The 21,868-nt window shown below is 59.6% G+C and carries 18 protein-coding genes; 5 read left to right on the top strand and 13 right to left on the bottom strand.

Annotation, left to right across the window (positions count from 1 at the left end; all coding sequences use genetic code 11):
- Positions 1-8: 8 nt before the first annotated feature.
- The 5 genes from ACWFSR_RS05175 to ACWFSR_RS05155 all read right to left on the bottom strand — a co-directional run bounded on the left by ACWFSR_RS05175 (position 9) and on the right by ACWFSR_RS05155 (position 10,390).
- Complete coding sequence (locus ACWFSR_RS05175; protein WP_447523254.1) at positions 9-5,918, bottom strand: Ig-like domain-containing protein; 5,910 nt, start codon at positions 5,916-5,918, stop codon at positions 9-11.
- Positions 5,919-5,930: 12 nt separating this feature from the next.
- On the bottom strand, positions 5,931-7,358 hold the full coding sequence (locus ACWFSR_RS05170) for a serine/threonine-protein kinase (RefSeq protein WP_197108933.1): 1,428 nt from the start codon (positions 7,356-7,358) through the stop codon (positions 5,931-5,933).
- Between the two features lie 120 nt (positions 7,359-7,478).
- On the bottom strand, positions 7,479-8,273 hold the full coding sequence (locus ACWFSR_RS05165; RefSeq protein WP_197110657.1) for a PP2C family protein-serine/threonine phosphatase: 795 nt from the start codon (positions 8,271-8,273) through the stop codon (positions 7,479-7,481).
- A gap of 19 nt (positions 8,274-8,292) precedes the next feature.
- Positions 8,293-8,910 carry an FHA domain-containing protein gene (locus ACWFSR_RS05160; RefSeq protein ID WP_447523253.1) on the bottom strand — a complete coding sequence of 206 codons (618 nt, stop codon included), beginning with the start codon at positions 8,908-8,910 and terminating at the stop codon, positions 8,293-8,295.
- Positions 8,911-8,953: 43 nt separating this feature from the next.
- Complete coding sequence (locus tag ACWFSR_RS05155; protein ID WP_197110659.1) at positions 8,954-10,390, bottom strand: aminobutyraldehyde dehydrogenase; 1,437 nt, start codon at positions 10,388-10,390, stop codon at positions 8,954-8,956.
- Between the two features lie 122 nt (positions 10,391-10,512).
- Between ACWFSR_RS05155 and ACWFSR_RS05150 the strand changes: the two genes are divergently transcribed.
- From ACWFSR_RS05150 to ACWFSR_RS05130, 5 genes are all read left to right on the top strand, one after another.
- Positions 10,513-10,995, top strand: a complete 483-nt coding sequence (locus ACWFSR_RS05150) for an Lrp/AsnC family transcriptional regulator (RefSeq protein ID WP_197110660.1) — start codon at positions 10,513-10,515, stop codon at positions 10,993-10,995.
- A gap of 33 nt (positions 10,996-11,028) precedes the next feature.
- Positions 11,029-12,411, top strand: coding sequence for an aspartate aminotransferase family protein (locus ACWFSR_RS05145; RefSeq protein WP_197109012.1), 1,383 nt, complete (start codon positions 11,029-11,031; stop codon positions 12,409-12,411).
- Positions 12,412-12,465: 54 nt separating this feature from the next.
- The gene (locus tag ACWFSR_RS05140; protein ID WP_447523252.1) at positions 12,466-13,518 is read left to right on the top strand and encodes a hypothetical protein; all 1,053 of its coding nucleotides are present in this window, start codon (positions 12,466-12,468) and stop codon (positions 13,516-13,518) included.
- Between the two features lie 92 nt (positions 13,519-13,610).
- Positions 13,611-14,123, top strand: coding sequence for a methylated-DNA--[protein]-cysteine S-methyltransferase (locus tag ACWFSR_RS05135; protein WP_447523251.1), 513 nt, complete (start codon positions 13,611-13,613; stop codon positions 14,121-14,123).
- Positions 14,120-14,710 (top strand): DNA-3-methyladenine glycosylase I, encoded by a 591-nt coding sequence (locus ACWFSR_RS05130; RefSeq protein WP_447523250.1) that lies wholly within the window; start codon positions 14,120-14,122, stop codon positions 14,708-14,710. The genes ACWFSR_RS05135 and ACWFSR_RS05130 overlap by 4 nt, the downstream gene beginning before the upstream one ends.
- A gap of 17 nt (positions 14,711-14,727) precedes the next feature.
- Here the strand turns inward: ACWFSR_RS05130 and ACWFSR_RS05125 are convergent, their stop codons facing one another.
- Genes ACWFSR_RS05125 through ACWFSR_RS05090 form a run of 8 tightly spaced genes read right to left on the bottom strand, consistent with a single transcriptional unit; the run spans position 14,728 to position 21,854 of the window.
- Complete coding sequence (locus tag ACWFSR_RS05125) at positions 14,728-15,477, bottom strand: YaaA family protein (protein WP_447523249.1); 750 nt, start codon at positions 15,475-15,477, stop codon at positions 14,728-14,730.
- The gene (locus tag ACWFSR_RS05120; RefSeq protein ID WP_197108940.1) at positions 15,474-15,995 is read right to left on the bottom strand and encodes an AAA family ATPase; all 522 of its coding nucleotides are present in this window, start codon (positions 15,993-15,995) and stop codon (positions 15,474-15,476) included. The genes ACWFSR_RS05125 and ACWFSR_RS05120 overlap by 4 nt, the downstream gene beginning before the upstream one ends.
- A 9-nt stretch (positions 15,996-16,004) precedes the next feature.
- Entirely contained in the window at positions 16,005-16,265 is a 261-nt protein-coding gene (locus ACWFSR_RS05115) for a F0F1 ATP synthase subunit epsilon (protein WP_197108941.1), read from the bottom strand.
- A 2-nt stretch (positions 16,266-16,267) separates the two neighbouring features.
- Positions 16,268-17,851: a F0F1 ATP synthase subunit beta gene (gene atpD / locus ACWFSR_RS05110; RefSeq protein ID WP_231600166.1), complete on the bottom strand. Its 1,584-nt coding sequence runs from the start codon at positions 17,849-17,851 to the stop codon at positions 16,268-16,270.
- A gap of 20 nt (positions 17,852-17,871) precedes the next feature.
- On the bottom strand, positions 17,872-18,771 hold the full coding sequence (locus ACWFSR_RS05105; RefSeq protein ID WP_197108942.1) for a F0F1 ATP synthase subunit gamma: 900 nt from the start codon (positions 18,769-18,771) through the stop codon (positions 17,872-17,874).
- Positions 18,772-18,821: 50 nt separating this feature from the next.
- A complete protein-coding gene (gene atpA, locus ACWFSR_RS05100; RefSeq protein ID WP_197108943.1) occupies positions 18,822-20,459 on the bottom strand; it encodes a F0F1 ATP synthase subunit alpha in 1,638 nt (545 codons plus the stop codon).
- 37 nt (positions 20,460-20,496) lie between these two features.
- A complete protein-coding gene (locus ACWFSR_RS05095; RefSeq protein WP_197108944.1) occupies positions 20,497-21,291 on the bottom strand; it encodes a F0F1 ATP synthase subunit delta in 795 nt (264 codons plus the stop codon).
- The gene (locus ACWFSR_RS05090) at positions 21,291-21,854 is read right to left on the bottom strand and encodes a F0F1 ATP synthase subunit B (protein WP_197108945.1); all 564 of its coding nucleotides are present in this window, start codon (positions 21,852-21,854) and stop codon (positions 21,291-21,293) included. Before ACWFSR_RS05090 ends, ACWFSR_RS05095 begins: the two co-directional genes overlap by 1 nt.
- Between the last annotated feature and the right edge of the window lie 14 nt (positions 21,855-21,868).

Below are 21,868 nucleotides of genomic sequence, written 5' to 3'. Positions count from 1 at the left end.
GCGCACCTCTAGTCATAGTCATATCCGTTATAAGTTCTGTCGTAGATCTGACCGCCATTGGCGATCACGCGAATAACGAGCGTGGGGTTCGCCACGAGGAGCGCCACATCGGCGTGACAACTTCCGCCAGGCACGGTGGTGTCTGCCGTCTGCCACGGACCTAAGGTGAGTCCGCCGCAACGGTAGCGCACACTCTCGTACGTTCCGCTTGGCCAATCGAGCCATTCGAAGGTGCCACTTTCGTTCAGCACATCATTATCCGAAGTGAACGTCAGCCCCGCTACGGAAGGATTCACGGGAATGCCGAGCGCAAAGGGTGCTGACCATTCGGGCTGACAGATTGGTCCTGATCCGTAGCTGCGGCAGGCACGAACTTCCACGGAGATGTTTTGACCGTACTGCTGGCCGCCATCAGCGGTGAGGAAGGAGCCGAGAGCTACTGGCCCGTAGATGGTTCCCGGAACGCTGCCACCGCTGAGCCTGTAGTACAGGGTGTAGTCGCTGTTGAGCGTGTCAGAGCCCATCGCTCCCCCGTTCACGGTGAAGTCAAAGCGGTTTCCGTTCGCCACCGGGCCTGCGGTCGTGAGCGCCGTCACAACGGCTGGCGGGGTATGGGCGACAACCGTCGGCGACGCCGTGCAGCCTTGGCCGTTGAAGGCGAATACCACCATCGTGTACGTGCGGTTAGGCGAGAGTCCGCTGAAGGTCGCTGATGTGCCCGAGCCAACCGATGCTAGCTTCGCGCCCCTGGCGGTGATCGAGCCGTTCGCCGAACAGGTTGGCTCGGCGCCGGTATAGGCCGCTGCTGTGTAGGCGGTTACCGGGCGACCGTTTTCGTTGAACGCAGCGGGCCAGGTCAATTCAGCGGTGGTGTCGTTGACGACGGTAGCCACCGGCGCAGTGAGAGCGATGGGCGGACCGGCTGGGATCGCACTGCGCGGTTCACTCGTGTTCCAGACCGAGAGCGCGGTGTAGGCAGCATTTCGTGGGCTCACGGTGTATGTCACGGCTACGCCGTTGTCGAGTACCCACGTTGACGGAGTCTCCCACGTGCAGGTAGTGCCATCACACTGAGCAAGGCCGAGCGTCGTTTCGAAGCCACCGACGACAACACGGTAGCGGTCAACAGCGGAACCGCCTGCCGGTGTCGGCACCGCATTCCACGTCAGGCGAAGTCCATGATCAAGGGGTGATGCGCTGAGCGTCGTCGGCGCTACGGGGATGATGTCTGACCACACAGAGTCGGCAAGCGTAACGGGGTCCGATTCTCCAATGGCGTTGATCGCTACGACAGTGACCTTGACGGAGTTGGTTGGTCCGTTTCCGGTGGTCGGAATCGCGCACGTCGTTCCAGCACACTCGACCGTGTTGACGAGTACACCAGCGGCTTTCGTCGTCACCCGGTACGAAGTGATTGCCGAGTTGTTGGCCGGCCCAGCGTTCCAGCGCATCATGATCGTCTTGTCGCCAAAACCGCTCGGTCCGAGGTTCGAAACCGGGTCTGGTTTGTCTTGGACCGACACGACAACCGTGCCCCAGACATACCGCGTCACGTCATTGGTGGCATCCGCGACGCGATATTGCAGGTTTACGTCACCAGGAACCGCTTCGCTAGAGACTGTGACGGTCAGTGTGCTGTTGTCACTGCTCGGGACGATCGAGAGTCCCGTGGGAATAGATCCGCCACCGAGTCCACGGATATCGACCACTCGCAGTGGCGCTCCGGGGAAGGGGTTGGTGGAGGCATCATTGGCAAGCACATCAACGACAGTTGTCTCGCCGCGTTTCGCAATAGCGAGGTCGGCGGCTGGGCTCGCGAGGGGGCGCGTTGACGGCACCACGTTCAACTCGATGCGACCAGATTTGCCCTCGGAGAGATCATCGCGAACACCGAGCGAAATCGAGGTGCGCGTTCCCTTGAACGCGCTGTTGTTCGCCCGAAGCGTCAACATCGTGCCCTCGAGCGCGTAGCTGAAGCCTTCCGGCAGCGGGCTCAGGACCGAATAAGCGAGCTCGTCGAGGTCGTCAGGGTACGGGTAGTTCGTCAGCTTGAGGAGATCGATCTCCTTTTCCTGACCCGGTTCAAAGTCGATGACAGCGCCGCCGAAAACGGGGGCTTGATTGTCGCGGGGAAGCACGTCGATGGGCAGCACCAAAATAGCTGTACGGCCCTCAGGATCTGTCGCCGAAGTGCCATCGGTCACTTCGAACGAAATGGATGCCGGCCCAAAGTACTTTTCCGCCGAAGTGAAGACGAGAGTGTCCTCGTCGCGCACGAGGTCAGCGCCATCGCTGTGGGTGGCCAGCACTGTGCTGGAGTCGGTGAGGCGCACGGGCTTGTCGCCGACCGCGATGATGTAGTCGTTGAGGTCGATTACGAGCGTGCTCTCACTATTGATGCTGAGTTTCTGAGCTCGGCGATCAATTTGCGGCAAAGCGTCGTTATATCCCGGCACCTTAATGAACGCGTAGCTGAAGACGGTGGGGTCGGCGGGGTTCGTCACACGGAAGGGAATGATTTGCCCGACATCTCCCACAGAGACTTCGATCTGCTTGTCTGATGTCACGCGGGCTGCATCGCCGTAGCCCGGGTAGATCCCAAGCGTGAGGGTTCCGGGGTCGCCGTCGGCAAAGAACACTCCCGAGAGAACATCGACAGTGACGCGGTTGCGATCCAGCACATCTGAGAGGGTCAAGACGCTATCGGTGGCGATGGGATACGCCGGTTTGGCCTCGGGGTCGACGGTAACGCGGATGAAGTTTTGGCTCGAGCCGCCCGTCTCGTTTTCGATGACGTAAATGATGCCGTAGTCGCCAGGTTCTTCGGGCGGCGTGACCTTCACCACATCCCCATCGATCTCTGCGACGGTGGTGGAATCGTTGGGCTCTACCGACACCACCGACAGCTGGCTGCCGTCGGGGTCGGAGTCATTCGCGAGCACCTGCACCGACACAGTGATGCCCGGCTTGACCGTCACTTCATCGATGATCGCTACCGGGTTGCGGGCACCATCAAGGCGCGGACTAATCCCGATGTTGATTTCGCCGTTTGCGCGCGCACCGAGGGAGTCAATGAGGGTGTAGCTAAAGGTGTCGGTTCCGGCCGAGTACTCACCAGCCTGATAAACGAAGGTATTGGACTCAACATCGATGACGGCACCCTTGCTCGGGTTCGTCGCTTGGCCAAGCAACTGCACCGAGTCGCCGTCGGGGTCTGCCGATGTCAGCGGAATCTGCACGCGCACGGTGTCGCCTGCCAGCACGCGGGCTGTCACTGTTGGGGGCACAGGAGGGTTATTGCTTGAGGCGTCGAGCTCGCGCACCGCGATTCGCACGATCGCGGTTGCCGACTGTCCATCGGGGCCAGCAACTTGGTACGCGGCCGTGAAGTTTCCCGTGCGATCAGGCGCAAGGTAGCGCAGCACTTCGCCGGAGGCAAAGAGCAGTCCCGAGTCTTCAGGGAGGTCTTGCGCAAGCTTCGGCACCAGAGTCAGTTCGAGCCCATCGGGGTGTTCGTCATTGTCGAGCACGCGGATGTCGACGGCTTGTCCCACACGAACGGTGACGGAGTCGTCGTTCGCGATCGGCGCTTGAAGCCGGGACGGTGCCGCAATTTCGACAACCGTGATGACACCAACGGCATCCGCTAACCCATTGCTGATGCGGTAGTTGAAGCTGACCGGCCCGTCATCGAGTGGGGCCTCCAAGCTCACACGAACGAGTCGTTGTTCCAAGATTTCTGCACGAACGCCCGAGCTCACGGGAAGGTTCATGATCTCGGTGACCAGCAGCACTCCACCGGCCGGGTCTACGTCGGTACCAGCGACATCGATTCGCTCGTTCTGAAGAGTTTGCACGAAGACAGTTTTCGGAACGGTAATGGGCGAGGTGTTGGCGTCTGGCGGAGCAACCACATCGATTCGCACAATTGCGGTGAACGTGAGGTTGCCATCGGTGACGACATATTCGAGGTTGTGGCTTCGAATTTCGTCGCTCTGGAATCGGAAGGTACCGGTCTCGTAGCTCGGCAAGACTTGAGCGCCCGTCTTCGCGGGAACGCTATTGAGGCGGATGTTGCCGTTGCCTCCGCGCACGTGGCTCAGCGGCGAGACGGTGACTTCCTTGCCCGCATAGGCGAGCACAACGAACGGGTCTGCCTCGATGGGCACTTCGCCCGCTGGTTTGACCGAAACGGATACACCGCCCGAGCTTTCGCTCGTGCCATCCGATACGACGAGGGTGACGACCTTGAGTTCTCCACCAGCACCAGAGTCCGAGAAGACGAGGTCTCCCCCCGGCTTGTAGCTGACAGCATCAGGTGCCGAAACGGAGGCGCTCGTCAAGTAAAAAGGGTCGCCATCAGGGTCGACCCAGTCGCCCAAGATTTGGTTGGATACACGGCCGCCAGACTGCACCGTAAATTTCGTCGCTCGCACCTGTTCTGGCGGTGAATTCTCGGAGTCGGCTCGGATATCAATCGTTGCGGTCGCGCTGGCGGTACCCCCGCGACCATCGCTGACGGTGTAGTCGAAACTGACTTGACCACTCGCACCGGGTTCGAGCGTGATCTGAATCTGCTGGCGCTCGTTGATGCGGTCGATTCGTCCGATGCTGGGGTTGATCGTCGGAAGACTCTCCACCACCAGCACATCGCCATTGGCGTCGTAGTCGTTGAGCAAAACGGGCAAGACGGTGGCACGCCCGGGGCGAGCTCCAAAGCTGTCGTCTACCGCGACCGGGGGTTGCTGAACAGTGTCAACCTCTGGTTCGACGTCGAGAAGGTTCTGTTCAACTTCAGGCTCTTCATCTTCAGCCGTGATGAGTTGGTTCCAGTTGTCGATCAACTCACCGGAGCTTTGTACCGCCCACGTCCGGCCGGAGAGACGGTCGTTGAGCACGGCGCGCGAACCATTGACCGAATAGGAGAGCTGCGCGTTAGCTTCCATTCCGCTCAGTTGCAGCATGACACCCTCACCGGCATCGCTGGGGCAGCGGCGCCAGTTCTCGCCACTCGTCCAGGCGGCGAACTCGCAATCGCCCAAGCGGAGCGGAGGTGCCGCGACCCCGGATTGACCCGTAGCGAGCCCTACCGCTGCGGCGCCGCTGAGCGGAACGCTAATGACTCCCTGGCTGTATCCGATAAGCACGCGCTCACCGTTTATCGAGGGAATCTGCACAACCGTGCCGTTGCCGCCGTCCACGAGGCCGGTGAGGTCGACAGTGCGACCGTCCATGTACAGCAGTTCGGCATCCGAATCGAGAACGGCCCATTGACCAGCAACCGAAGTAATGCTGAGTTCCGCATTGGGGTCGAGTTCTAGACTCACGCTTGATTCAGCGGTGTCAGAAATCGCCGCGTTTACCCGGAAGAGTTGGCTTGTCGACGGAGAGAACGCGAAGAGTAAGCCGTCGTCGTCAACGCTGACGATCGCATCAGCGCCCAGGCTCAAGGATGCCGGTGATTCCGCATCGAAATTGAGGAAGTCCTCGTAGGACCTAATCCAGAGGTCGCCCGTGCCATGTTCGAGAACAACAACGTTGTCTCCCGCGAAATAGACCTCGGGCTGATTGGGCGGAAGAGCGACGCTCTCCTCGATCTCGGACACGGCGGGATCGACAACATCGATCGCACTTTCCGATCGGTCGAATAGCAAAACACTCTCGCCGTGCTGAATAACTTCGAGGTCAGCACTCCGCGCATTCACGACAGAGTTGATCTCAAGAACTTCCGTGCTCGCGCGCCCGATCGCTTGCTCTTGATTGTTCGCCACCCAGACAGCACCGTCTGCCAAGTCGACCTGCTGTGCGGTGTAACCGGTCGACACAATTGCGACCGTGGCTACCAACGCCACGATCGCAGAGACACTCACCACGCCGATCACTGTTGAGCGACGCGCTTTGCCCCAGCGCTTAATCACAGCCACCCATCATCACGGCAACACCGCGCATTTCTGCGCGCTCGCTGCGCCCGATTTGCCGTCGCGGGTCACTGTCACAGAGATGCAGACGTTTTCGCCAGACTCAGCGTCAACCACAAAGCTGGGTTCTCGCTGTTGCAGCGGTGGTTGGTTGTCTGTTGTTGTGATTTGGTATGAGTCACCTGGTTCGAGTCCAGGATCGAACCACGAGAACTCAACGACATCGGTCGAGACCGTAGCGCTAATGTCGCTCACAGTCGGGATGTCGGTGGAACCAGTCTGCAATTGCACGAGCGTGACGGTGGCGCCGAGCACGACCACGAGCGCGGCGACCGCAACACCAATCCACGCAATAGTTTGCATGCCGCGAGTACGCGGAATCGGACTCATTCCTGTCTTGCGGCGAGACATCTTGCCCTCTGCCGCTTCACTCTCGAATGAACCAAAGCTGTCGTCGACCGCGGCAGGGCGCCGGCGTTTGCGACGCTGTGACGACGTCATCGGTGCAGCTTGACCCGGACGAACCCGAGTGCGGTCTTCAAGCTCAGCCACGGTTGCGAGCGCCCAGTCATCCATAGCAACTTCTATGGCGGTCTGGGAGAGGCCGAGCTCAGATTCCACGGCCTGCAGCTCGTGCACGAGTTCTAGCACGCTGCCCTGGCGCGCTTCAGGTTTGCGTGACATCGCCCGGTTGAGCGCACGTTCAAGACTCTCGGGCACATCGCTGCGACCGGTCGTACGGGGCTTCGCGCGGTTGATTCGAGAAATAAGGTCTGTCGACTTGTTCGACTCCCCCGGCACCTCGAAGGGGGAACGCCCCGCTAGGAGCGAGTACACCGTCGCGGCATAGGACCACAGCTCGGATTCAATAGTGCCGGCCGTCTCATCCATCAACACTTCTGGAGCAGACCACGGGATCGACATTCCCACGGCTTCAAGATTCTCGGACTCACTCAGCGTTGCCGCGATACCGAAGTCTGAGAGCACAGGATGGCCGTATGCGGTCGTCAGAATATTGGAAGGCTTGATGTCGCGGTGCAAGACACCGGCGCGGTGGGCAGTCTCGATCGCGCTACCGATCTTGATGGCGATCCGCAGCACCTCGGGCACGGGAAGTCGCTCCAGGCGGTAGCGCTGGCTGAGCGTGGAGGAACACAGTTCCATCACCAAGTAGGGGCGACCGTCAGACGAGACGCTCGCCTGGTACACGGTGAGGATTGAAGGATGCGAACTGAGCTGCGCCATAAGGTTCGCTTCAGCCTGAAACATGAGGCGAACCTGGTCGTTGACGACCTCGCTGAGCATAACCTTGACGGCGACTTGGCGACGCGGCATATTCTGCTCATACAAGAACACATCGGCGAATCCACCGGAGCCCAAAACGTGCACATGTGAGAACCCGGGCAGGGCAGGCGGATCTGAGGGCAGTCTTCGAGCCACAGAAACACCCCTAACATGTCGTCGAGTTCGATCATTCTAAGTGAGGAAAGCACTCACAAATCGGATTCTGCCCCTTGTTTGGGGTCAGATGGTCTGTCCCCAGTATGGAGGACTAGACGACTATGTCGCTGTAGGCACTTCTAACACGTCAATGACAATTGCCGTGATGTTGTCGCGGCCGCCGCTGTCGAGTGCAGAATCAATGAGTTCTGAGACTGTTTCCTCTGCCGAATTATGCTTCGCGAAAATCTGCGAAATCTCGACGTCGGAGACCTCGCGGGTAAGGCCATCCGAGCAAATCAAGAGCCGTTGACCGCGCTGAATCGGCAGCATCCAGAAGTCGGGCGATGGGGTCGCGTTGAAGCCCACCGCGCGAGTGATGATGTTGGCATCAGGATGATCCTCCGCTTCTTCGCGCGAAATCACCCCGGCGTCCACAAGATCCTGAACAACCGAGTGGTCTCGCGTGACCTGTACCAATCGATCGTTCTCGTAGTCGTAAACGCGGCTGTCACCGACATTAAAGACAGCGAAGCTTGCCGATTCGTGGTGCTCCGTGACGACGACACCCGTTACCGTCGTACCGACCCCCAACTCGCTATCTTGAGCGATAAGTCCGATGTAGTCCGTTGCTCGTTCGAGAGCTCGCTCAACGGCCCGGGCTGGCAAGAAGTCTCCCGTGATCGCGTCATCCAGTCGCTCGACAACGGCAGCGCTCGCCAAATCGCCGGCAGAGTGGCCGCCCATGCCATCTGCGACAGCAAACATCGGAGAACGCGCGACGTAGCTGTCCTCGTTTGCGGCGCGCCGATGGCCCGTATGAGTTCCCGCAGCCCACGCAAACGTAAACGTTTGCTGTTCTCGCCCTGGTAGAGCGATGGTGTGCTTCGGGTTGTTGCCGCCGATTTCGGTCACGGCTACCTTCCTGCCCGTTTTACTCCAGACGCCGCCGAGGCAGAATCCGAATGATGTTTCCGTCACCAATATCCACTAGCGTGCCGGTCGAAACGACCACCGACTCACCCTGACGGAGTTTTCGTGCAGCATTGCCTGGCACTTGAACGATGGACCCGTTCGTCGATCGAAGATCAGTCACGATCACCGAAGCTCCCAATTGTCGCACTTCGACGTGCGTCTCAGAGACTTCCCGCAGCGGCGATTGCACCGCAACCAAACGTGGTCCAACACCTTTAACGATGCGCGGTGGTCGCGGATCACGACCGAATACGCACGCATGCTCAAGCGAGTGAGCCTGCCCCGATCCGTCGAGTTGCACTCGGTAGTACAACGCAGACGACGCGGATGCTGGCGGTGCCGACGACTGCTGAGGAGGCTTCACTTGCGCTGCAACGCGCGCTCGCAATCGTGCCGCCTCTTGAGCGGTCGTGGCTGACGCTTGCTTCGCCTGAGCTTCCACCGGGCGTTCGTACGGCTGCACGGTGGGGGGTCGACGCCGAGAACTGAGGATGATCGTGTCCTCGAGGTCGGGAACGTTCGACCACACCGTGGGCCGCTGGCCCGCCGTTATCGTGTCGTCAAAGTCATGCCTCACGCCGCAATCTTAGACACGCTTGACGATTTCTCGTGGGAGCCGGTCACGCTTGTCCGATAAAACTCATCACGTGTTTGATGCGCGTGTAGTCCTCGAAGCCATAGCTCGACAGATCTTTGCCGTATCCGGAGTGCTTGAAACCACCGTGAGGCATCTCGGCGACGATCGGAATGTGGGTGTTGATCCACACGCAACCGAAGTCGAGGTGCTTTGCGAATCGCATTGCACGACCGTGATCGCGAGTCCACACACTCGAAGCCAAACCGTAGTTGACGTCGTTGGCCCACTCAAGGGCTTGGTTCTCATCCGTGAATTTTTGAACGGTGATGACCGGGCCAAAGATCTCGTTCTGTACGGCAGAATCGTGTTGCAGCAACCCGGAGACAATCGTGGCTTCGTAGAAGTAGCCCTGGCTTCCTTGGCGCGCTCCCCCGAGTTCGACGTGAGCGTGCGACGGCAGCTCTTCAATCACGCGTGAGACTTGAGCGAGCTGGTTTGCGTTGTTCACGGCCCCGAAGTAAACGTCTTCATGGGGTGCACCCGTTGTCGCGTTATCGCGCGTCCAGGCCACGAGGGCTGCCACGAATTCGTCATGAACCCGCTCGTGCACGATCACCCGCGTCGCTGCAGTGCAGTCCTGTCCCGCGTTGAAGTAGCCGGCGGCTCCGATGCCTGCAACAGCAGACTCGATGTCGGCATCGTCAAAGACAATGACCGGAGCCTTGCCGCCTAGCTCCAAGTGCACACGCTTGAGATCAACGGATGCCGCCTTAGCAACTTCCATTCCGGCCCGCACTGAGCCCGTAATCGACACCATTTGCGGCGTCTTGTGGTCGATCATGAGACCGCCGGTGGTGCGGTCTCCGGTGAGAACGTTGAAGACGCCCGCTGGCAGAAACTCGGATGCGACCTCTGCGAACAGCAGGGTGGCCGACGGTGTCGTGTCGCTGGGCTTCAGCACCGTCGTGTTGCCGGCCGCGATGGCGGGGGCGACTTTCCAGACGGCCATGTTGAGCGGATAGTTCCACGGCGCCACTTGACCGATAACGCCGATGGGCTCACGGCGAATCGATGACGTGTGGTCCTTCATATATTCAGCGGAAGCCATTCCGGAGAGGTGTCTGGCTTCTCCCGCGAAGAATCGGATTTGGTCAACCGAGAGCATGATCTCGTCAGCGACGAGGCTGGCGCGGGGCTTTCCGGTGTCTTTCGATTCAAGGTCAGCGAACTCGTCGGCGCGCGCTTCCATCGCGTCGGCAATGCGGAAGAGGGCGAGCTGACGTTCCGAGGGAGTCGTCTCGCCCCAGGTTTCGAAGGCGGTCGACGCTGCGGCGTAGGCGGCATCCACGTCAGCGGCTGACGAGACAGGCGACTCGGCGTAGCTGTGCTCGGTCGCGGGGTCGATCACGTCGAAACTTGACTCGGTGCGCGCGGCTACGTACTCGCCGTTGATGAAGTTCTTGATTTCTGAAGCGCTCATGCGTCAACGATAGCGAGGGTGTCATCCGGAATCTACCCTCAGACTGACGGTTTCCGCAGCAAAATCACTATTTTGATTCGGAATCGCTTGCAGAAGCGGGTTTCAACTGACAAAATCGAGGCATGACCACCCCGTCGCGTAGTTCCGCAAGCAAGCCTGTGCATCTCGACGATGTTTCGAAAGCCATCATTGAGCAACTTCAGAACGATGGCCGACGCTCCTACGCCGAGATCGGTAAGGCAGTTGGCCTCAGTGAAGCCGCCGTTCGTCAGCGCGTGCAGAAGCTGACAGACTCCGGCGTCATGCAGGTCGTCGCGGTTACCGACCCCATGCAGCTTGGCTTTTTTCGCCAAGCCATGATCGGCATCCAAGTCTCGGGAGACACCACAGTCGTTGCCGAAACGATTGGAAAACTGCCCGCTGTCGACTACGTCGTTCTTACTGCCGGCAGCTTCGACATCCTCGCCGAAGTGGTCTGTGAAAACGACGACGACTTGATCGACCTTCTCAACCGCGACATTCGCGGGATCGACGGCGTGCGTTCGACGGAAACCTTCGTCTACCTGCGCCTCCACAAGCAGTTCTACAACTGGGGAACGCGCTAAGCGTTCCTCACAACCCTCAAGAAAGTGTCAGCCATGTCAGAGTACGACGAAGCCGATCTTCAACAAAAAGCCAAAGACCACCTGTGGATGCACTTCTCTCGCCAATCGGTGATGGAAGACGGTGCCGGGGTTCCCATCATTGTGCGCGGCGAAGGCCACCACATTTATGACAGCAAAGGCAACAAGTACTTCGACGGCTTGAGCGGACTTTTCGTGGTCAATGCTGGCCACGGCCGCAAGCGCCTCGCTGAGGTTGCTGCCAAGCAGGCCGAAGAGCTCGCGTTCTTCCCGCTTTGGTCCTACGCGCACCCCAGCGCCATCGAGCTGGCTGATCGCCTGGCTGGCTACGCGCCCGGTGACCTCAACCGTGTGTTCTTCTCCACCGGCGGCGGCGAAGCCGTTGAGACTGCATTCAAGCTAGCCAAGCAGTACTGGAAGCTGCAGGGCCGTCACACCAAGCACAAGGTGATTTCCCGCGCGGTTGCCTACCACGGCACCCCGCAGGGCGCACTGGCCATCACCGGCATCCCCGGCATGAAGGAGATGTTTGAGCCTCTCGTTCCTGGTGGATTCCGCGTGCCGAACACTAACTATTACCGCGCAGAAGAAATGGGCTTCCACGGCACCGAAGAAGAATTCGGCCTGTGGGCGGCTAACCGCATCGAAGAAATGATCCTCTTCGAAGGCCCCGAGACTGTCGCAGCCGTCTTCCTTGAGCCCGTGCAGAATTCGGGTGGATGCTTCCCGCCTCCCCCCGGCTACTTCCAACGTGTTCGCGAGATCTGTGACGAATACGACGTACTGCTGGTCAGCGACGAAGTCATTTGTGCCTTCGGTCGCCTTGGCCACATGTTCGCGTGCGACGCCTACGACTACATTCCCGACATGATCACGTGCGCCAAGGGCATGACGAGTGGATACTCGCCCATCGGTGCCACGATCGTGTCTGACCGCGTCTACGAGCCCTTCAAGCACGGCGCGACGACGTTCTACCACGGGTACACCTTCGGTGGACATCCGGTGTCTGCCGCGGTTGCGCTGGCAAACCTCGACATTTTCGAGGAAGAGAAGATCAACGAGCACGTTCGCGAGAACTCACCGAAGTTCCGCGCTGCGCTTGAGCGCCTGCTCGATCTGCCCATCGTCGGCGATGTGCGCGGCGACGGCTACTTCTTTGGCATCGAACTCGTGAAAGACAAAGCGACGAAGGAAACCTTCAACGACGACGAGTCAGAGCGCCTGTTGCGCGGCTTCCTGTCGAAGGCACTCTTCGACGCCGGGCTGTACTGCCGCGCGGATGACCGTGGAGATCCTGTGATTCAGCTGGCACCGCCCCTCACGATCGGTCCTGCTGAATTTGACGAGATAGAATCGATGCTGCGCTCGGTCTTGACCGAAGCATGGAGCCGTCTCTAGAACTCACCACGTTCGCCCTCCCTCTGACCCCACGGCTCAGATAGAGTTCTTTTCGTGAGCATTGAGGATAAATCGCTAACGCAGCGTCCCCACGAGAGCGATACGCGCATTACTGTTGCGCGCGTTATCGCGATCGTGCTCGCTGTCGCGCTCAATCTTGCGGTTATCGCGACTGGCGTCTGGGCGCTCACTAATCAGCAGCGCATTTCGGATCAGTTTGCGGTGTGGGATTTTGAACCGTCAGCGACTGTCCAGGCCTATGTCACCACGGCGGCGATGTCTGACGAGGGCCAGTTCCTTTTCTATGCCAGTCACCCTGAGATTCAGACGAACCCGATTTTCAACACCACGTGCTCCAACGTCGAGGAGAACTTCGGCGTGCTCGGATGCTACTTTCCGAGCAGCAAGTCAATCTTCCTTTACGACGTCACAGATGAGCGTCTCGACGGCATCGAAGAAGTCGTCGCTGCCCACGAGATGTTGCACGCCGCGTGGGACCGCCTCTCAACTACCGAGCAGGATCGCTTGACGACTCTGCTCGAAGCAGCAGCCGAGAGCATGAAAGACGATCCCGAATTCGCGACCACCCTTGAGTTCTATGCGAAGACTGAGCCGGGGGAACGGTCGAACGAGCTGCACTCAATCATCGGCACCGAATTCGCTGATGTCAGCCCTGAGCTTGAGGCTCACTACGCGGAGTACTTCACTGACCGCGCCACGGTGGTGGCGCTCCACGAGAAGTCGAACGCGGTGTTTACCGAACAGCTGGAGGCCAGTGCAAAACTCGTCGACCAACTCGATGTGCTTCGCGCGAGTATCGACGACGACTACGCGACCTACAACTCCGGCTATGACGAGCTCAACAACGACATCGACAGTTTCAATTCACGCGCCGATGAGGGCGATTTCAACACCCTCGATCAGTTCAACAGTGAACGCAACGAACTCATTAGTCGTCAGGATTACCTCAACACTCTCTACGACTCCATCGAAGCGGATGTCGACACCTACGACGACCTCGTGAAGCAGCTCGAGGCGCTCAACACCACAATCAGCGAGCTCAACCAGAGCATCAACATTGAACCTCGCAACGAAGACGGCATCTAGCACCTCTCCTCACCAGCGCTCCGAATCCTCTCGGAATTGCAATGTCCGAAAATAGCCAGCAGGTCGCGAACTGCGCAGCGTACGCTCGACACATGCACACGATCACATCCCCCTCCACCGGGGTCGCGTACCTGCTCAGGGTGCCGTCACCCATCGGCCGCATTGAGCTCACGAGCGACGGCGAACACGTCACGGGTCTCGCCATCGAGAACGCTGGCGCGCTCCCCCACGATCACCAGGCCGAGGCCTCGTGCGACGTACTCACGCACGCCGCTCAGCAGCTCAGCGAATATTTCGAAGGCAAGCGTCGCTCCTTTGATCTCCCCCTTTCCACCACGGGCACTGAGTTTCAGCGATCGGTGTGGCTCCAACTCGGCCAGCTCCCTTTCGGTGCCGCTGTGTCGTATGCCGACATCGGCCGCGCCACCGGGCGACCAAGTGCGGGCAGGGCCGTTGGCGGCGCTGTCGGCGCCAATCCCATCCCGATCATCGTCCCCTGCCACCGGGTACTCGCTTCCAACCAGCGCATCACCGGCTATAGCGGTGGCGAAGGCGTTCCCACCAAGCAGTGGCTGCTCAAGCATGAGGGGATCGCTCACAAGTGAGCGAACGTGAAGCACTGATTGTTGGCCCCGACGGGCGCTCTCGGTGCAGCTGGGTTGGCGACGACGAGCTCTATCGCAATTACCACGACGAGGAATGGGGCAACCCACTCCGCGGCGACCACCGTCTGTTCGAGAAGATCATGCTCGAAGCATTCCAAGCCGGGTTGTCGTGGATCACGATCCTGCGCCGGCGCGAGGGCATCCGCGAGGCGTTCGATCAGTTCGATGTGGCAACGATCGCGCACTACGGCGACGACGACGTGGCCCGCCTCCTCGACGATCCGCGTATCATTCGTAATCGGCTGAAAGTCTCCGCTGCCATCACCAACGCGAAGGCAACTCTGGCGCTAACGGAGAACGCCCCGGGTGCGCTCGACACTCTTCTGTGGAGCTTCGCTCCTCCCGCTCGCCCTGAACGGCTGCGCACTTTTGACGAAGTACCGGCCATCACCCCGGAGTCCACCGCGATGAGCAAAGCGCTAAAAGCACACGGCTTTCGCTTTGTTGGACCGACGACGATGTACGCCCTCATGCAATCCGCCGGCATGGTTGACGACCACCTCGAGGGCTGCTGGCGCGTGGCGTAATCGTAACGCGGCGTGAGCTACGCGTTCTCTACGACGAGGTCCAGTTCGCCAGGGGCGCCAGGTTCAAGACGGAAGCCTGCGCCGTTTGCCCAGGTCAGTAGCGAATCGATCGATTCATGGTCGATCCCCGCTCTGATGAGAGCGCGCGCAAAGAGACCCTTTGACTTTTTGTTGAAATGGCTGAGCGCAACCCGTTTGCCGTCAGCGCCTTCAGTCACCACCCGGAGGTAGACGCTACGGGGAGAGGTCGCTCCAAGTTGGGCGTACGCCTCCGACCGAAAATCTAGTTGGAGCCCCTCTACCGCAGCCAAGGCAGCCGTGACGGAGGCTCTCCAGTGACGCTTCAAGGGAACGCCGGGCACCTTTGAGTTATGCGAGAGTCGGTATGCGGGAATGGGATCTCCCGCACCGATGGGGCCGAATAGCGCTGAGTGCACGACTACACACTTCTCGGCGAAGGCCCATTCTTCCGGCGTCAACGAGGCGGCGTCGAGTCCGTCAAAGAGCACTCCCGTGTAGCGCTTGAGCGCCGGCATTACCGGAGCGACAGCGAGTGTGCGGTTGCGTTCAACTTCAAAAAGTTGTTTCGTGCTGATGCCGAGAGCGCTCTGTGCTGCGTCGGGATCGCCGGAAAGCTCGATGAGCGCGTTCGAGACAGCTTGTCGTTCCTCAGTCAGTTCTGGGAACGAAAGCTGCCCATAGTCGAGGGCAGCGTTGCCGTCTCCCCCGTCACGTTTTGTTTCCGAGGGTGGAAGAAGAATGATCACGCGTCAAGAAATGCGGATGCCCGTTCGACGTTCACGCCGATGGGGCCCGCCGAGTCGAGAGTGATGCGCGCGACAGCGCCGCTCACTCCGCCCCACGGGGAATACTCTTCAACACTCTGCTCTACGGCGTCACGGTCGGGCGCGCCTGCAAGCGCACGCTTCGCAGCGCGTTCCACGAGTCGTTGTTCATGCACGGCTTCGTCTGAGCACACCACTTCAATGAAGCGGATGCCGGAGCCAGTGCGTTCCGCGAGACTGACCCATTGTTCACGGGCCGGATCCACCGCGTTGACGGCATCGATGATGATGTCGTCGTCGTTCAGCAAGACTGATTCTGCAAGCGCCTCAGCCACCAGATAGGCAGCAAGTCCGATGGGTTGTCCGGCACTGATGCCGGCCTTCAGAATTGCTGTCTCAATCTGGTCGACGGAGAGCACGGTGGTCTTGCGCCGGGCGCCCACGACCTCTGCGATCGTGGTTTTTCCTGCACCCGGCAACCCGGCCATCGCTATAAGCATGTTAGAAAACTAGACGAGTTCAGCGGTGCTTGCCACCACTGTTACGGTGTTGTGCTCAACCGAGAGGAAGCCGTTGTCCGCGGTAGCGGTCACGTTCTTGCCGTCTGTGGTGGTCACACGAACCTCTCCCTGAGCCAGAATCGCGAGTAGCGGTTCGTGGCCGGGAAGAATACCGATCTCACCTTCAGTGGTGCGAGCGATGAGCTGGCTCGCCTCCCCCGACCAGATTTCCTGGTCGGCGGAGACGACGCTCACTGTCAGAACTGCCATTGTTAGGAGTTCTCTTTCTGAATCTTGGCCCACTGCTCTTCGACATCGTTGATGCCACCGACGTTGAAGAACGCCTGCTCAGCAACGTGGTCGAACTCGCCCTTGACGATCGCGTCGAACGACTCGATGGTCTCCTTGAGCGGAACAGTCGATCCCTCAACACCGGTGAACTTCTTCGCCATGTAGGTGTTCTGCGAGAGGAACTGCTGGATGCGACGTGCGCGCGATACGGTGATCTTGTCTTCTTCAGAGAGCTCGTCAACACCGAGGATCGCGATGATCTCCTGGAGTTCCTTGTTCTTCTGCAGAATCTGCTTCACGTTGGTCGCGACACGGTAGTGGTCGGCACCTAGGTAACGGGGGTCGAGGATACGACTCGTCGAGGTGAGCGGGTCAACGGCGGGGTACAGACCCTTCGATGCGATTTCACGGCTGAGCTCAGTCGTGGCGTCGAGGTGGGCGAAGGTGGTTGCCGGAGCCGGGTCGGTGTAGTCATCGGCAGGCACGTAAATTGCCTGCAGCGACGTAATCGAGTGACCACGCGTCGAGGTGATGCGCTCCTGAAGGATACCCATCTCGTCGGCGAGGTTCGGCTGGTAACCAACGGCAGAAGGCATGCGGCCGAGAAGCGTCGAAACTTCACCACCGGCCTGCGTGAAGCGGAAGATGTTGTCGATGAAGAGCAACACGTCTTGCTTCTGAACGTCACGGAAGTACTCAGCCATAGTGAGAGCCGAGAGCGCAACGCGAAGACGCGTTCCTGGCGGCTCGTCCATCTGGCCGAAGACTAGAGCAGTCTTGTCGAAGACTCCCGCTTCTTCCATCTCGACGATGAGGTCGTTACCTTCACGGGTACGCTCACCAACACCGGCGAATACCGAAACACCACCGTGGTCGGAGGCAACGCGCTGGATCATTTCCTGGATCAGAACGGTCTTACCGACACCGGCACCACCGAAGAGACCAATCTTTCCACCGAGCACGTAGGGCGTGAGAAGGTCGATGACCTTGATACCGGTTTCGAAGAGTTCCGTCTTCGACTCAAGCTGGTCGAATGCCGGGGGCTTGCGGTGGATGGGCCAGCGCTCGGTAATTTCAACGGTCTCGCCGTTGACCTTGCCGTCTTCATCTGCGTTGAGGATGTCACCCGTGACGTTGAAGACCTTGCCCTTGGTGACATCACCAACAGGAACAGTGATCTGCTCGCCAGAGTCACGAACCTCTTGTCCACGGACAAGTCCGTCAGTGGGCTTGAGCGCGATGGCGCGAACTACGTCGTCACCGAGGTGCTGAGCTACTTCGAGAGTGATCTCGGTTGTCTCGCCGCCGATGGTGACGTTGGTCTTGAGCGCGTTGTAGATTCCGGGGATCGAATCATGCGGGAACTCGACGTCTACAACTGGGCCGATTACGCGCGAGATGCGACCGATACCGGCAACATTCGCAGCAGGAACCGTCTTGGCAGCTGCCTTCTTTGCAGGCGTCTTCTTGGCGGGGGCCTTTACGGCTGCCGCCTTCGTCGCTGCTGCTTTTGTGGTTGCTGCCTTTGCAGCGGGGGCCTTCTTGGCCGGGGCTTTTTCAGTCATGGCTTCCCTATCTATGGTTCTTACTTAGCCGAGCTGAGGGCGTCCGCGCCGCCCACGATCTCGGAAATCTGCTGGGTGATCTCCGACTGACGCGCGTTGTTGGCCAAGCGCGTGTAGTCGTTGATGAGCTTGTCTGCGTTGTCGCTTGCAGACTTCATTGCCTTCTGCGTTGCTGCATGCTTTGCAGCGGCAGACTGGAGCATGGCGTTGAAGATACGGCTCTCGATATACACAGGAAGCAAGGCGTCGAGCACCTTGTCTACCTCTGGTTCGAACTCATAGAGCGGAAGGATCTCCGACTCTTCGGGTGCTTCAACACCTTCAACGATCTCCAGTGGGAGAAGACGAACAACCTCAGGAACCTGCAGAAGCATGCTCACTAGGCGGTTGTACACGATGTGGATTTCGTCCACTCCGCCTTCGCTTGCCGGCTGCAAGAATTTGCTGACGACGGCGTCACCGATTTCTTTGGCGACCTCGAACTCTGGTGAGTCCGTGCCGCCAGTCCAAATCTGCTCTGCATCGCGCTTGCGGAAGGCAAAGTACGCGGCGGACTTACGCCCAACCAGGTAGTAAACGACCTCTTTGCCTTCGGCTTCGAGTCGAGCTGCGAGTTCGCCAGCTTCGCGGAGAACGTTCGTGTTGAACGCTCCCGCAAGTCCGCGGTCACTCGAGAAGATAACAACCGCAGCGCGGTCAATCGTCTCGGGCTCAGTTGTCAGCACGTGATCGACGTTCGAGAAAGTCGCCACCGCCGAGACGGCACGCGTGACCGCACGTGAGTACGGACCCGATGCAGCTACTCTCTGCTTCGCCTTTTGAATGCGCGACGCGGAGATCAGCTCCATCGCGCGTGTGATCTTCTTGGTCGTCTTGGCAGAACTAATTTTCTGCCGGTAGACCCGAAGTTGCGCTCCCATGGCTTTCTAACTTTCTATGTCGTGTTGGTCGATGATCACTGGTGCGAAGCTCAGCGCTTCTGCTTGACGATCTTCTCTTGAGCGATGTCTTCTTCAGCGATCTCTTCGAACTGCTCAGAACCAACGGAGTTGAGGGACTTGCCCTCACCCGTCTGGAAGCCAAGCTTGAAGGCTTCAACTCCGGCATCCATGTCAGCGATCAGCTGGTCATCGAGTGCGTTCTTCTCGCGAAGGGTGTCGAGAACCTTGGTGTTGCGGGCGAGGTAATCGTGCAGCTCGCTCTCAAAACGCAGGATGTCTTCGACAGGAACCTCATCGAGCTTGCCGTTGGTGCCGGCCCAGATCGATACAACCTGCTTCTCGACGGGGAACGGCGAGTACTGCGGTTGGCGAAGCAGCTCGGTGAGGCGAGCGCCTCGAGCGAGCTGGCGACGGCTGGTGGGGTCGAGGTCGGATGCGAACATCGCGAATGCTTCGAGCGAGCGGTACTGAGCGAGCTCGAGCTTCAGCGTTCCCGAAACCTTCTTGATCGACTTGACCTGAGCGTCTCCACCCACACGCGAAACCGAGATTCCTACGTCGACTGCTGGACGCTGGTTGGCGTTGAACAGGTCGGACTGGAGGAAGATCTGGCCGTCGGTGATCGAGATCACGTTGGTCGGGATGTAGGCCGCGACGTCGTTTGCCTTGGTCTCGATGATGGGCAGACCCGTCATCGATCCGGCACCGAGCTCGTCGGAGAGCTTGGCACAACGCTCGAGCAGACGGGAGTGCAGGTAGAACACGTCACCGGGGTAAGCCTCACGCCCTGGCGGACGACGCAGGAGCAGCGATACTGCACGGTAAGCCTCAGCCTGCTTGGAGAGGTCATCGAAGATGATCAGTACGTGCTTGCCGCCGTACATCCAGTGCTGGCCGATGGCCGAACCGGTGTAAGGAGCGAGGTACTTGAATCCTGCGGGGTCGGATGCGGGAGCGGCCACGATGGTGGTGTACTCCATGGCGCCGGCTTCTTCGAGTGCGCCCTTGACGGCAGCAATCGTCGAACCCTTTTGACCGATAGCAACGTAGATGCAGCGAACCTGCTTGTTCTCGTCGCCGGACTCCCAGTTTTGCTTCTGGTTGATGATGGTGTCGATCGCGATGGCCGTCTTACCGGTCTGGCGGTCACCAATGATGAGCTGGCGCTGGCCACGGCCGATCGGGATCATGGCGTCAATTGCCTTGATTCCGGTCTGCATGGGCTCGTGGACGCTCTTGCGGTCCATGACGCCGGGAGCCTGAAGCTCGAGTGCACGACGGCCCTCAGCCTTGATCTCGCCGAGACCATCGATCGGGGCGCCCAGGGGGTCAACCACACGACCGAGGAAGGCGTCGCCGACGGGAGCGGAAAGTACTTCGCCGGTGCGAGTAACTTCCATGCCTTCGACGATGCCGGTGAACTCACCGAGGATGACGACACCGATCTCGTCTTCGTCGAGGTTCTGAGCGAGGCCCAGGGTGCCATCGGCGAAGCGAATGAGTTCGTTGGCCATGACGCCGGGGAGGCCGTCAACGTGTGCGATACCGTCGGCAGCGTCTACGACGGTGCCCGTCTCGGTCGTCGCAGCCTTGCCAGGCTCGTAAGCCTTGACGAAGTCCTTGAGCGCGTCGCGGATGTCGTCCGGACTAATGCTGAGTTCTGCCATTGTGTTTTCCTATTCCGTGGAAAGGTCTGCTAACTCGCTAGCCCGCGAGTTGGATCCTGAGGTCATTGAGCTTGGTGGAAACGCTGCCGTCGATGACTTCGTCACCGATCTGAACGCGTACCCCACCGATGAGCGAGGGGTCGATACGAACGTTGAGCTTGAGCTCGCGTCCGTAGTTCTTGGTGAGGCCGGCGCGCAGACGTTCGAGCTGTGCGGCCTTCAACGGCGCGGCAGTCGTAATTGTCGCGACTGACTCGCCCGCTTGGTCGGCCACGATGTCGGCGGCCGTTGCGACGAGTTCACCGATACGGCGGCCACGCGGCTGCTGCACGAGCTGGTCGATGATGGCGATTGACTGATCGGAGGCTTTGCCTGCGAGCAGTTCGCGAACCAATGACGACTTCGATGCAGCGGAACCAAGTTTGCTTCCGACAGCGAGTTCTAGCTCAGCATCAGATGACACGGTGTCGCCGAAGGCGAACAGTTCGTCATCAATGGAGAGCTTCGCCGGAGCGGACTTCGCAATTGCGCGAATGCCGATCTCTTCAATTCCTGCGAGCAGGTCATCGGCATCCGACCAACGAACACTCACGATGGCTGAAAGTACGGTGCGCGCTGACGCGCTCAGCGACGAGAAAACCGAACCGACAATGGCGGCCTTGTCTTTCGCAGCGGCGGCAGGATCGGCCAAAGCGGAGCGCAGTTGAGCGGAATCGCCCACGACACGCCCTGCTTCAAACAGCTCTGCGCCAGTGGCCAGAGAGTTCTTGACAGTGACGGATGACAGAGCATCCTTCGCTGCTACAAGCGCTTCTCTCGTAGCTGATCCCATTACTTCTTCGCCTTCGCCTTCTCTGAAGCCTCAAGGTCAGCCAGGAACTGGTCGACGAGTGCGGAGGACTTCTTGTCGTCCGTCAAGCTCTGCCCGATAACGCCCGATGCGAGGTCGATGGCCATTGAGCCAACTTCGCTGCGGAGCGAGACGAGAGCTGCTTGGCGCTCTGCTTCGATCGTGGCTTGGGCGTTCGCAGTGATGCGAGCAGCCTCAACCGTTGCCTGCTCTTTGAGCTCGTTGACGATCTCGGTGCCCTCAAGTCGTGCCTGTTCGCGAATCTTCGCGGCCTCGGCACGCCCCTCGGCGAGTTGCGTCTTGTACTGCTCAAGAGCTTCAGCGGCTTCAGCCTGAGCGATCTCAGCCTTCTTGATGCCACCTTCGATGGCATCAGCGCGAGCATCAAGCGTCTTCGTCAGTGCAGGAAGGAACTTCTTCCAGAAGAAGAACAAGATGATAGCGAAACAAACCGCTGACCAAATAATGTCGTAGTCCGCAGGAAGAAGCGGGTTGATTACATCACCCTCAGTTTCTTCTGCAGCAGCCAGTAGTGCGCTAAGCATCCCAGCCTCCTCAA

The sequence above is a fragment of the Salinibacterium sp. NYA9b genome, assembly GCF_976973725.1.
This window is presented reverse-complemented; position numbering and strand designations above follow the sequence as displayed.